Below are 13,183 nucleotides of genomic sequence, written 5' to 3'. Positions count from 1 at the left end.
AAGGTGTTACACCTGACAGACCCGCAATTTTCAGGACATTCCAATGAATCAAATCGACCGTTTGCTCACTATCATGCAGCGTCTTCGTGACCCGGAAAACGGCTGTCCGTGGGACAAAGAGCAGACATTCGCTTCTATTGCACCTTATACCCTTGAAGAAACTTATGAAGTGCTGGATGCCATTGCCCGCGAAGACTTTGACGATCTGCGCGGTGAACTGGGCGATTTGCTGTTCCAGGTGGTGTTTTACGCGCAAATGGCCCAGGAAGAAGGGCGCTTTGACTTTAATGATATTTGCGCGGCGATCAGCGATAAGTTAGAGCGCCGCCATCCGCATGTTTTTGCTGACAGTTCTGCCGATAACAGCAGTGAAGTTCTTGCCCGTTGGGAGCAGATCAAAACCGAAGAGCGCGCGCAGAAGGCGCAACATTCAGCGCTGGACGATATTCCTCGCAGTTTACCGGCCTTAATGCGTGCGCAAAAAATCCAGAAACGCTGCGCCAACGTTGGCTTCGACTGGACGACGCTTGGCCCGGTGGTCGATAAAGTTTACGAAGAGATTGACGAGGTCATGTACGAGGCGCGGCAGGCTGTAGTGGACCAGGCTAAACTGGAGGAGGAAATGGGCGACCTGCTGTTTGCGACGGTCAATCTGGCCCGCCATTTAGGGACGAAAGCAGAGATTGCGCTACAAAAAGCTAACGAAAAATTTGAGCGTCGTTTTCGCGAAGTGGAGCGGATTGTTGCCGCGCGTGGACTGGAAATGACAGGTGTTGACCTCGAAACAATGGAAGAAGTCTGGCAGCAGGTAAAACGGCAGGAAATTGATCTCTAAGGAAATTACACGGTCAAGCGCGATTTGTGTCATTTTTTAAATGACAAGCGCTTGATTTGCGTCAAAAACATTTACCCCAAAGGGGCTATTTTCTCACTCCTGATTTCAATTGTGCGCTGGCGAAGAGGAGGGATAATGAAAGTTTGTGGCACAGGTCATGTTCGGGTATACTGCTTTCCCGTCCTGGTTATTCCATCGTCTTTTCAACCTAACTTCTCAGGTTCAGCATGACAACGAACTATATTTTTGTGACCGGCGGGGTCGTATCCTCTCTGGGTAAAGGCATTGCCGCAGCCTCCCTCGCAGCCATTCTTGAAGCCCGTGGCCTCAATGTGACCATCATGAAACTGGATCCGTACATCAACGTCGATCCAGGTACTATGAGCCCAATCCAACACGGGGAAGTGTTCGTTACTGAAGACGGCGCTGAAACCGACCTGGACCTGGGGCACTACGAGCGTTTCATTCGCACCAAAATGAGCCGCCGCAACAACTTCACCACGGGTCGTATCTATTCTGACGTTCTGCGTAAAGAACGCCGTGGCGACTATCTGGGCGCAACCGTACAGGTTATCCCGCACATTACTAACGCTATTAAAGAACGCGTTCTTGCCGGCGGTGAAGGCCACGACGTGGTTCTGGTCGAAATCGGCGGTACTGTCGGTGACATCGAATCCCTGCCGTTCCTTGAAGCGATTCGCCAGTTAGCTGTTGATATTGGTCGTGAACACGCGCTGTTCATGCACCTGACCCTGGTGCCGTACATGGCTGCGTCTGGTGAAGTCAAAACCAAGCCGACTCAGCACTCTGTAAAAGAGCTGCTTTCTATCGGCATCCAGCCTGATATCCTGATTTGTCGTTCAGATCGCGCCGTTCCGGCGAACGAACGTGCGAAGATTGCATTGTTCTGTAATGTTCCGGAAAAAGCGGTTATTTCTCTGAAAGACGTCGATTCTATCTATAAAATTCCAGGCCTGTTGAAATCTCAGGGGCTGGACGATTATATTTGTAAACGATTCAGCTTGAACTGCCCGGAAGCTAATCTGTCCGAATGGGAACAGGTTATCTTTGAAGAAGCGAATCCGGTAAGTGAAGTCACTATCGGTATGGTCGGCAAGTACATTGAACTGCCGGACGCTTATAAATCCGTGATTGAAGCACTGAAACACGGCGGGCTGAAAAATCGTGTTAGCGTCAACATCAAACTGATCGATTCACAAGATGTTGAAACACGCGGTGTTGAAATCCTTAAAGGCCTGGATGCGATCCTCGTACCTGGTGGTTTCGGTTACCGTGGCGTAGAGGGCATGATTACTACCGCACGCTTTGCGCGTGAGAACAATATTCCTTATCTGGGTATTTGCCTGGGTATGCAGGTGGCGTTAATTGATTACGCTCGCCATGTTGCCAACATGGAGAACGCCAACTCTACGGAATTTGTGCCAGACTGTAAGTACCCGGTTGTGGCGCTGATTACCGAGTGGCGTGATGAAAACGGCAACGTTGAAGTTCGTAGCGAGAATAGCGATCTCGGTGGCACCATGCGTCTTGGCGCGCAGCAGTGCCAGTTGGTTGACGATAGCCTGGTTCGCCAACTGTACAATGCGCCGACAATTGTTGAACGTCATCGTCACCGTTACGAAGTCAACAACATGCTGTTGAAACAGATTGAAGATGCAGGTCTGCGCGTTGCGGGCCGTTCCGGGGATGATCAGTTGGTCGAGATCATCGAAGTTCCGAATCACCCGTGGTTCGTGGCTTGTCAGTTCCATCCGGAGTTTACTTCTACTCCACGTGATGGCCACCCGCTGTTTGCTGGCTTTGTAAAAGCCGCCAGCGAGTTCCAGAAACGTCAGGCGAAGTAAGTAAAAAAGTTAGAACGGCAACGCGTACCCAGGGTACGCGTTGTTTGTCTGGAGTTTTAGTTTAACTAGTGACTTGAGGAAACCCTAATGTCCAAAATCGTAAAAATCATCGGTCGTGAAATCATCGACTCCCGTGGTAACCCGACTGTTGAAGCCGAAGTACACCTGGAGGGTGGTTTCGTCGGTATGGCGGCTGCTCCGTCAGGTGCTTCTACTGGTTCCCGTGAAGCACTGGAACTGCGCGATGGTGACAAATCCCGTTTCCTGGGCAAAGGCGTAACCAAAGCTGTTGCTGCGGTTAACGGCCCGATCGCTCAGGCGCTGATTGGCAAAGATGCCAAAGATCAGGCTGGCATTGACAAGATCATGATCGACCTGGACGGCACTGAAAATAAATCCAAATTCGGCGCAAACGCAATCCTGGCTGTATCTCTGGCTAACGCCAAAGCTGCCGCGGCTGCTAAAGGTATGCCGCTGTACGAGCACATCGCTGAACTGAACGGTACTCCGGGCAAATACTCCATGCCGGTTCCGATGATGAACATCATCAACGGTGGTGAGCACGCTGACAACAACGTTGATATTCAGGAATTCATGATTCAGCCGGTTGGCGCGAAAACTGTGAAAGAAGCCATCCGCATGGGTTCTGAAGTTTTCCATCACCTGGCAAAAGTTCTGAAAGCGAAAGGTATGAACACTGCTGTTGGTGACGAAGGTGGCTATGCGCCGAACCTGGGTTCCAACGCTGAAGCTCTGGCTGTTATCGCTGAAGCTGTTAAAGCTGCTGGCTATGAACTGGGCAAAGACATCACTCTGGCGATGGACTGCGCAGCTTCTGAATTCTACAAAGACGGTAAATACGTTCTGGCTGGCGAAGGCAACAAAGCTTTCACCTCTGAAGAATTCACTCACTTCCTGGAAGAACTGACCAAACAGTACCCGATCGTTTCCATCGAAGATGGTCTGGACGAGTCTGACTGGGACGGTTTCGCATACCAGACCAAAGTTCTGGGCGACAAAATCCAGTTGGTTGGTGACGACCTGTTCGTAACCAACACCAAGATCCTGAAAGAAGGTATCGAAAAAGGCATCGCTAACTCCATCCTGATCAAATTCAACCAGATCGGTTCTCTGACCGAAACTCTGGCTGCAATCAAGATGGCGAAAGACGCTGGCTACACTGCAGTAATCTCTCACCGTTCTGGTGAAACTGAAGACGCTACCATCGCTGACCTGGCTGTTGGTACTGCTGCAGGCCAGATCAAAACGGGTTCTATGAGCCGTTCTGACCGCGTTGCTAAATACAACCAGCTGATTCGTATTGAAGAAGCTCTGGGCGAAAAAGCACCGTACAACGGTCGTAAAGAGATCAAAGGCCAGGCATAAGTCTGACTTTATCTGATTTAAAAATGCCAGCCTTCGGGCTGGCATTTTTTATGGTTGAGTTACCAGCGGCCGGACGCGCCGCCGCCGCCAGAAGAACCACCCCCGCCGCTAAATCCGCCGCCACTTGAGCCTCCACCGGAAGAGGATGAAGAAGAACCTTTTCTTGAAGCTCTTTCTTTACTGAGCTTCTTATATTTGGCGCGTAACTTTTTATTCACCAGAAGCCAGAAGATAAGCAGAGGTACGATCGCAAAAGGTGTTAACATACTGCAAGCAACGATTAAATTCGTCCATGCTCCGGGCTCGGCAACATAGAGGAATACCATCCCGTAAATTGCGCCGGTGAGTGCAATCCACGATAGATTTGATGGATCGGTAAAAATAATAAAATACGAAAGTACTGCCAGTAAAATAATTACAGCGACCGATAATGGAATTGGAGTTTTGATACTGTAATGATTTCCGCTGCCTTCCGGTAATTCACCATTCAACAGAAGCGCGCCGATATTTTCGCTGGCCAGTGTCAACCCTCCAATAAGATCATCGTTTTTGAACGCGGGGATCAATATAACACGGATAATCTTTGCCGCTTGCAGGTCGGTAACCACCCCTTCCAGCCCGTAGCCCACTTCTATACGGACAGTATGATCTTCCCAGGCAACCAGAAGTAAAATACCATCGTTGCGCTGTGCATCGCCCAACTTCCAGCTATCAAAAACGCGTGTTGCATATTGTTCAATGGTATCTTCACCAGTGGATGGCACCACTAATATAGCGACCTGCGCCTGCGTATTCTGTGCAATCTTCTGCAACTGTAGTGTCAGAGATTGTTGCTCAGGTGAACTTAACGTATCAGTAAGATCTGTCACCTGTTGGTGTAGTTCCGGTACAGCCATTTGCTGGGCAAACACAGGAACGCACCACAATATGAGTAGAAAAAGGATTAAGCGCATATTGATCACCAGCGCCCTGAAGCGCCACCGCCACCAGATGAACCGCCACCGCCGCTGAAATTGTCATTGTCGAAAGAAGAGGACGATGATGATGACGAATCTCTGGAGTTATAATTACTTTTGGTATGGCGTGATGGCCGGTTGGCACTACGCATTGAGTCACGTACCTTTTTGCCGAAAGGGGTAAAAGTAATAGCAACAACAAGGAACGGTGTGGAGAAGCATAATAGTGTAGCGAGCACTCCCCAGCTTCCGCTGAAACCTGCAATAGGCAAAACAAAGGCCAGCACTATGGCAGCGAAGCAAATTACTCCCAGCGTTTTGATATATCCCCTGGCGGAAATAAAGGTCAGTACTATCGCCCAGGCCAACAAAGCCCACCAACCGCTAAAGGGCAAAGGGTGATCGGTTGGTGTTATCGTTGCTAAATCATTCCCCGTCAGACGACTTTCAATATCGTTTATTCCTTTTTGTAAGCCGCCAGCAAGGTCGCCATTTTTAAATGCTGGAATAATACTGTTGCGAATAATTTGTCCGGACTGTGCATCTGTAATAAGGCCTTCCAGTCCGTAACCGATTTCAATACGCACGGTATGATCCTGCCAGGCGACTAACAGTAGAACACCATCATCGCGGTCTTTATCACCTGGTTTCCAGCTATCGAATACCCGCGTAGCGTACTGCTCGATAGTTTCATCGCCTGTTGTGTCAACTACTAACACCACCATTTGCGCCAGATTTCTTTGCGTCAGGTTTTTAATCTGACCAGCAAGAGCATTTATTTCGCTGTTCGTCAATGTACCTGTTACGTCATTCACATACACAGGTAATTCAGGTACTGGAATTTGCGTAGCAAACGCCGATGGACAGAAGAAAGCCAGAAGAAAGATAAAAATTCGCATAAGGATTGCCCGCTTAATGAATATTAGGATTTTGGCTAAAATCTATTGTTGGTGCTTTACTCACTGCGGCGACATCATCCGGCAAATAATTTTTCTTTGCGGTGTAATCCATTATTTTTGCGGTTAATACAGCGGGGAATTTGCGGATAGTGACATTATATTGTTCAATAGCTTTAATGTATCTTCCTCGCGCAACGGCAATGCGGTTTTCACTTCCTTCGAGCTGTACTATCAAATTTTGATAGAGTTCCTGGGCCTTTAATTCAGGATAACGTTCACTGATAATCGTTAACTGGCCGAGTGTACGAGTCAGTTGCGCCTGAGCTTGTTGCCAGGTTTGTAGCTTTTGCTCATCGCCTGGCGCTTGCTGTAAATCGCTACTGGCCCTGATAGCCTGGCTACGCGCTAATGTTACGGCTTCCAACACTTCTTTTTCATAGCTGGAATAACCTTTAATACTGGCGACAAGATTAGGAATAAGGTCGGCACGACGTTGATACTGATTCAGAACTTCTGACCAGGATGAATTGACTTGTTCGTCATAAGTTTGAATATCATTATATCCACAACCTGATAAATTGAAAATAAATATAAGTACGATGAATATTCTGAGCATATTTAAATCCCTTTTGTTTAATTCCCCGGGGAATAATACGTTGTTTCATTTTTTTATTAATGATCTGTTTCGCCTTTTTATCTTAAACCTGCCTGTAACAGAATGTTAATAAAGCATGAATATTGCGGTAGGATCTGCAATAATTAACAATTATCCACTTTACAGAGAATGCTATGCAGTACCCGATTAACGAGATGTTCCAGACCCTGCAAGGTGAGGGTTACTTTACCGGCGTCCCCGCCATTTTTATTCGTTTACAGGGATGCCCGGTCGGCTGTGCCTGGTGTGATACCAAACACACGTGGGAAAAACTTGAGGATCGGGAAGTTTCTCTTTTCAGTATTTTGGCGAAAACCAAAGAGAGTGATAAGTGGGGCGCAGCAAGCAGCGAAGATTTGTTAGCGGTCATAAGTCGTCAGGGATATACCGCGCGTCACGTAGTGATTACGGGTGGTGAACCTTGCATTCATGATTTGCTGCCATTGACTGACTTGCTTGAAAAGAACGGTTTTAGCTGCCAGATAGAAACCAGCGGTACTCACGAAGTACGTTGTACACCGAACACCTGGGTTACCGTGTCGCCAAAACTGAACATGCGCGGCGGCTATGAAGTGTTGTCGCAGGCGCTGGAACGCGCCAATGAAATCAAACATCCGGTTGGGCGTGTACGGGATATTGAAGCACTGGATGAATTGCTGGCAACGCTGACTGATGATAAACCGCGAGTAATTGCACTTCAGCCAATTAGTCAGAAAGAAGATGCCACGCGTTTATGTATCGATACCTGTATTGCGCGGAACTGGCGTTTGTCGATGCAAACGCATAAATATTTGAATATTGCCTGATTAAATATTTATAAGCGTTATAAATGGGTGGAACCTGTAAAGAATTCCACCCATTTATATTTTTGCCTCTTCTGATTGTTCTCTTCTGGTTTTTCCGGACTCGTCATTGCAAACCAAAACAAATTCCGTAGTGTTAATTTTTCACTGGAGTAAAAATCATCGCTACAAATTTTGGTAGATTGGAACTGGCTTGAAAAATCATTAATTAATAACAGGTTATGTTTAGAGGTAACCATTCAGGTATGCTCAGAGCGGGCGGTTTCCCGCCCGGTCTTCTTCACTTACGCATTAGACCAGCTTTGAATAGCGTCCACATTGCCCAATTCTCCATGCATCACTTCATACGATTTTTTCAGGATCACATCAGTGTGTTTGGTTAGGTCTTTGAAAATGCCTTTATTCATCGCGTCGTAACGTCTGGCGTTGCTCTCAACAGGCATAAAGATGTCTTTCACGCGAATCATTTTGTCAACAGCCGTTGCGTAATCCGGGTACAAGCCAAGCCCTACAGACGCGTTGATAGCCGCTCCCAAACTAGCGCACCCGTTAATGGCGTTACGTCTTGCCGGAAGATTGAACACGTCGGCAAAAATTTGCATAAACAGATCGCTGTTTGAACCGCCGCCAGTAATGATCACATGCTTCGCAAAGTGATTCATTTCATTACACATATTGTCGTAATTGTTCTTCAGCGTCAGCGCCACGCTTTCCAGAATCGAACGATAAATCCATGCGTAATCCATACTGGAATCAAAGCCGATCATAATTCCGCGTTTGTACGGTTCCCACGGGTTGGTCAGCCAGTCCAGCACCGTCATCAACCCATTACAGCCAGGTGGCACGCAAGAGGCTTTTTTGTTGAGCAAATCTTCCGGCGAAAGATCCTGTGCTCTGGCATCCTGAATTAACGACTCGCCCAGCATGTCGCGCAACCAACTTACCGTCCACATCCCTTTGCGAATACCGTAACCTTCATACAGCAATGTTTCTGGAATAGAAGACATAATCGGCCAGTACGCTACCGGGTCTTTCGGCAGTGCTTTGCCATTCATCATCAGCGCGATATAGGTGCCTAAGGAAATCACCGCCGTTTCATCGTCCAGCAATCCGGCTCCTAATGCTTCTACCGGTTTATCACTGGTGGTACAAACTACCGGCAGTCCTGCCGGGAAATGTGTCGCCAGTGCTGCTTGTGGTGTGATATGCCCGAGAACGGTCCCCGGCATTTGTACGCCAAAAAGCATATGGCGGGGGATATTAAACTTCTCGATTACCGCGGCATCTTCACTCCAGGCCCAGGTTTTATAATCCACCGGCCACTGGCCAAAATAGTTGGCGATATTGTCTTTAAACTCGCCTGTTAAGCGGTGCGCCAGATAGCCCGAAAAAGAAGTGACATACGCCACGTCAGGATTCGTGTGTTCGTAAGGGCGCGTAACTCGCGCATCCTGCCAGCTAATCAGTGGTGCGGCGGGTGTACCGTCAGCTTTCAGTAAGGCACGGCAGCAACGGATTGATCCCAGGCCGATGCCAACAATATCTTCTTTATTCCCGGCAAACTGGCTCATTAAATCGTGACCGGCAAAACATAATGATGCCCATAAATCGTCGTCAGGATGTTCTGCGGTATCGGCATCCGGTGTGTGCATCGGCTGTAATAAACCTTTGCCTTCGCAAATTATGTTGCCTTGCAGATCGTACATCACCACTTTTGTACTCTGACTTCCGCCATCAATCCCTATGATGTATTTCTTCGACATGATTTTTCTCCTGTAATGTTCTGGGCTTACTTGCTGTTAGCCGTTGCGGGGGCGCTATCAGCAGTACGAATTTTTTGGAACAGCAAAAAGGTAAAGACGATCACCATGCCGAGCGCCGCCATGCCCATCAGCCACATGTTGCGGTAGGCTTCTGCTGCGGGCAGGGTGTCCTGCCAGTAACCGATAATCGGGTAAACAAAGACATCAGGCAGGAAGCCAATCACCGAACAAATACCTACCGTGGTGCCCATAATGTAAGATGGTGTTCTCGCTTCGCCGGGGCAGGCCCAGTACAGCCCGCGTGAGGCGTAGCAGGTGAATCCCAGTAGTAAAATCAGGCCAATCCCCATCGCGACCGATTGCGGGTTAGAGTTAGTCATGAGTAGGGCAGTGAGTGCCAGCAGGCCGACCACGGAAAGAATTTGGATCACGCGGGTAGGGGATTTCACTTTGCTGTAGGTGGTGATAATGCCGCCAAGTGGGCCGCACAGTGCGCGGAAGATTTTGTTGATCACGATCCCCATGTAGCTCGCCGCCACCAGCGACATGCCATACATTTCGGTCAGATAGTTGGTGGAGTAACTCAGAATGGCGTAGATGGTGAAGACCCCAAAAATCACCATGCTGCAATACCAGGTTGTACTGATACGCAAAACGGCCAGGATGTCGCTAAGCTGGAATGACTGTTTTTCTTCGTTATGGGTGCTACGCAGGCTGTTGTTATCGCTAACAAAAAACCAGCACAGAATCCCCAACAAGATGTAAACCACGCTGTAGATGATAATGACCGTTTTCAGGCTGGCGCTGTCATCCGGGGCGAAGCGGGAAAAGACCCACATGGTAAACACTGCCAGCGACATTACACCGACGCCGCGCAGTCCTTCCATCCAGCCCATGATTTTCCCTTGTTCGCTATGGTCACCAAGCAGCGAGGCGGCTTTAATCGACACCGACCACAGCATTAAAATAGTCGTTATCGCAAAGGCAACCTGAATACAGAGCATGACCCATAATGGTGGATACGTTGCCATTATCAGGCCTAATAATCCGGTAATTACCATCGCGGAAGTAATCATTTTGCGATGTGAAAATTTATCGGCAATAACCCCGCTGGGCGCATAAAGAATAATGGCGGCAATACCAAAGGTGCTCATAATTAAACCTATCTCGGTATTGCTGAATCCCATAAATTTCGCCATGGGAATTTGATAAATATAACGTAAATAAGCTAGGTCAAAACTAACTCCGCCGCTAAAACTAATTATCGCGAGGGTTATCCAACGTCGATATGAGCTGTGTTGCATATCGTATTCCCATTTGTAATAGACAAAAAAAAGAGAAAAGTAAGCCGCCTTTTCAGGAGGATTACTTTTCTCAGGTCTCTAGTAATTGCGATAAGAAATAACATGGAAAGCAGAGGTGTTGTGTGAGAGTAATCACGCTTCTGCTTTTTAAAATTATTTGATTATACGAGTAATACTCTGTGAGTACGATCACATTAGCGACTATGCCCTTATGCTAAAAATTATCGCCAGTTACCAGAGATAATGAGAAAGGTAACTTCCCTCTCGCGGGGGAAGTTACCTTTCTTTTTTTTTGCCTTACGGAAATTGGAGCTAACTATGTCAATCGAATCACTCAATGCGTTCTCAATGGATTTTTTCTCCCTGAAAGGTAAAACTGCAATTGTTACCGGCGGGAATAGTGGTTTAGGCCAGGCATTTGCGATGGCACTGGCAAAAGCAGGTGCAAATATCTTTATTCCAAGCTTCGTCAAAGATAATGGCGAAACGAAGGAAATGATTGAAAAACAAGGCGTTGAAGTGGACTTCATGCAGGTGGATATCACCGCAGAAGGCGCGCCGCAGAAGATAATCGCTGCCTGTTGTGAGCGTTTTGGCACTGTCGATATTCTGGTCAATAACGCAGGTATTTGTAAGCTGAATAAGGTGCTGGACTTCGGCCGTGCCGACTGGGACCCGATGATTGATGTGAACCTGACAGCCGCTTTTGAGCTGAGTTACGAAGCGGCAAAAATTATGATCCCGCAAAAAAGCGGTAAAATCATTAATATCTGTTCATTGTTTTCTTACCTGGGCGGGCAATGGTCTCCAGCATATTCTGCAACTAAACACGCACTTGCTGGATTCACTAAAGCCTATTGCGATGAATTAGGTCAATATAATATTCAGGTAAATGGTATTGCCCCTGGTTATTATGCAACCGATATTACGCTGGCGACACGCAGCAATCCAGAAACAAATCAGCGCGTTCTTGATCATATTCCGGCAAATCGTTGGGGCGATACACAGGATTTAATGGGCGCAGCCGTATTCCTCGCAAGCCCGGCATCGAATTATGTGAATGGTCATTTGCTGGTGGTTGATGGTGGTTGTTTAGTGCGCTAATCCATAACGGTGGTTTCTGTTTTCTTTTATTAATGACTATTCCATTTTTATTATCAGAAAGGATTTATTATGTCTTTATCTCGCGCAGCGATTGTCGACCAGCTAAAGGAAATTGTTGGTGCAGATCGCGTAATTACCGATGAAACGGTATTAAAGAAAAACAGTATTGACCGTTTTCGTAAATTTCCGGATATTCATGGTATTTATACTTTGCCTATTCCGGCAGCGGTCGTAAAACTCGGTTCCACAGAGCAAGTGTCCCGCGTGCTGAATTTTATGAATGCGCACAAAATTAACGGTGTGCCGCGTACCGGCGCTTCCGCCACCGAAGGTGGGCTGGAAACTGTCGTAGAAAACTCGGTGGTGCTCGACGGCTCCGCCATGAATCAAATCATTAATATTGATATTGAGAATATGCAGGCCACGGCGCAATGTGGCGTTCCGCTGGAGGTGCTGGAAAACGCGTTGCGTGAAAAAGGCTACACCACGGGGCATTCTCCGCAGTCAAAACCGCTGGCGCAGATGGGTGGCCTGGTGGCAACCCGCAGTATTGGGCAGTTCTCCACACTTTACGGCGCAATTGAAGATATGGTCGTTGGCCTGGAAGCGGTACTGGCAGATGGCACCGTGACGCGCATTAAAAACGTTCCACGTCGCGCGGCTGGTCCGGACATTCGTCACATCATTATTGGTAACGAAGGTGCACTGTGCTATATCACTGAAGTTACAGTGAAAATCTTCAAATTCACCCCGGAAAACAATCTCTTCTACGGCTATGTGCTGGAAGACATGAAAACCGGCTTCAACATCCTGCGTGAAATCATGGTGGAAGGGTATCGCCCGTCGATTGCTCGTTTGTATGACGCTGAAGATGGCACGCAACACTTCACTCATTTTGCTGATGGTAAATGCGTGCTGATCTTTATGGCTGAGGGTAACCCACGTATTGCGCAGGCGACAGGCGAAGGAATTGCCGAAATCGTGGCGCGTTACCCGCAGTGCCAGCGTGTGGACAGCAAACTGATCGAAACCTGGTTCAACAACCTGAACTGGGGGCCGGATAAAGTGGCCGCCGAACGTGTGCAGATCCTCAAAACCGGCAACATGGGCTTTACCACCGAAGTGTCCGGCTGCTGGAGTTGTATTCACGAAATCTATGAAAACGTCATTAACCGTATTCGTACCGAGTTCCCGCACGCCGACGACATCACTATGCTGGGCGGTCACTCTTCTCACAGCTACCAAAACGGCACCAACATGTACTTCGTTTACGACTACAACGTTGTTGACTGCAAACCGGAAGAGGAAATCGACAAGTACCACAACCCGCTCAACAAAATCATCTGTGAAGAAACCATTCGCCTCGGTGGTTCGATGGTGCATCATCACGGCATTGGTAAACATCGCGTTCACTGGAGCAAACTGGAACACGGCAGCGCGTGGGCGTTGCTGGAAGGGCTGAAAAAGCAGTTCGATCCTAACGGCATTATGAACACGGGTACTATCTATCCGATTGAAAAATAATGTGTCAGGCAGCGTCCTGTGATGTCGGGGCGTTGCCTTTTCGGCTTCTCAAGCGAGAAGCCGTTCTTATTACCGGACAATGAAGGGGT

Annotated in this window: 10 protein-coding genes and 1 pseudogene; 6 read left to right on the top strand and 5 right to left on the bottom strand. The window is 48.0% G+C overall.

The genetic code is table 11. The features are described from left to right. The first annotated feature begins 43 nt into the window (after positions 1 to 43). The 3 genes from mazG to eno all read left to right on the top strand — a co-directional run bounded on the left by mazG (position 44) and on the right by eno (position 4,086). On the top strand, positions 44 to 835 hold the full coding sequence (gene mazG, locus C0K55_RS14650; protein ID WP_001071626.1) for a nucleoside triphosphate pyrophosphohydrolase: 792 nt from the start codon (positions 44 to 46) through the stop codon (positions 833 to 835). A 227-nt stretch (positions 836 to 1,062) separates the two neighbouring features. Then, positions 1,063 to 2,700 (top strand): glutamine hydrolyzing CTP synthase, encoded by a 1,638-nt coding sequence (pyrG, locus tag C0K55_RS14645; RefSeq protein ID WP_000210856.1) that lies wholly within the window; start codon positions 1,063 to 1,065, stop codon positions 2,698 to 2,700. 87 nt (positions 2,701 to 2,787) lie between these two features. Beyond that, entirely contained in the window at positions 2,788 to 4,086 is a 1,299-nt protein-coding gene (eno, locus tag C0K55_RS14640) for a phosphopyruvate hydratase (protein ID WP_000036723.1), read from the top strand. A gap of 59 nt (positions 4,087 to 4,145) precedes the next feature. Here eno and C0K55_RS14635 read toward each other — a convergent pair whose 3' ends face one another. From C0K55_RS14635 to C0K55_RS14625, 3 genes and pseudogenes are all read right to left on the bottom strand, one after another. Beyond that, entirely contained in the window at positions 4,146 to 5,048 is a 903-nt protein-coding gene (locus tag C0K55_RS14635) for a TPM domain-containing protein (protein WP_123058152.1), read from the bottom strand. Positions 5,049 to 5,269: 221 nt separating this feature from the next. Then, positions 5,270 to 5,941: pseudogene (locus tag C0K55_RS14630) on the bottom strand (TPM domain-containing protein); the annotation flags it as partial. A gap of 13 nt (positions 5,942 to 5,954) precedes the next feature. Beyond that, positions 5,955 to 6,557, bottom strand: a complete 603-nt coding sequence (locus C0K55_RS14625; RefSeq protein ID WP_000944229.1) for a LemA family protein — start codon at positions 6,555 to 6,557, stop codon at positions 5,955 to 5,957. Positions 6,558 to 6,730: 173 nt separating this feature from the next. Between C0K55_RS14625 and queE the strand changes: the two genes are divergently transcribed. Beyond that, the gene (gene queE / locus C0K55_RS14620; protein WP_001199980.1) at positions 6,731 to 7,402 is read left to right on the top strand and encodes a 7-carboxy-7-deazaguanine synthase QueE; all 672 of its coding nucleotides are present in this window, start codon (positions 6,731 to 6,733) and stop codon (positions 7,400 to 7,402) included. Positions 7,403 to 7,683: 281 nt separating this feature from the next. Here queE and C0K55_RS14610 read toward each other — a convergent pair whose 3' ends face one another. Beyond that, complete coding sequence (locus C0K55_RS14610) at positions 7,684 to 9,162, bottom strand: FGGY-family carbohydrate kinase (protein WP_105266362.1); 1,479 nt, start codon at positions 9,160 to 9,162, stop codon at positions 7,684 to 7,686. A gap of 26 nt (positions 9,163 to 9,188) precedes the next feature. Next, a complete protein-coding gene (locus tag C0K55_RS14605; protein WP_001164860.1) occupies positions 9,189 to 10,466 on the bottom strand; it encodes an MFS transporter in 1,278 nt (425 codons plus the stop codon). Between the two features lie 318 nt (positions 10,467 to 10,784). On the opposite strand from C0K55_RS14605, the gene C0K55_RS14600 reads away from it, so the two are divergent. After that, positions 10,785 to 11,570, top strand: coding sequence for an SDR family oxidoreductase (locus C0K55_RS14600; RefSeq protein WP_105266363.1), 786 nt, complete (start codon positions 10,785 to 10,787; stop codon positions 11,568 to 11,570). A gap of 69 nt (positions 11,571 to 11,639) precedes the next feature. Beyond that, entirely contained in the window at positions 11,640 to 13,094 is a 1,455-nt protein-coding gene (locus C0K55_RS14595; protein ID WP_000059317.1) for an FAD-binding oxidoreductase, read from the top strand. The last annotated feature ends 89 nt before the right edge of the window (positions 13,095 to 13,183 follow it).

Origin of the sequence: Escherichia sp. MOD1-EC6098 (assembly GCF_002965865.1) — a bacterium.
Taxonomy (GTDB): domain Bacteria; phylum Pseudomonadota; class Gammaproteobacteria; order Enterobacterales; family Enterobacteriaceae; genus Escherichia; species Escherichia marmotae.
This window is presented reverse-complemented; position numbering and strand designations above follow the sequence as displayed.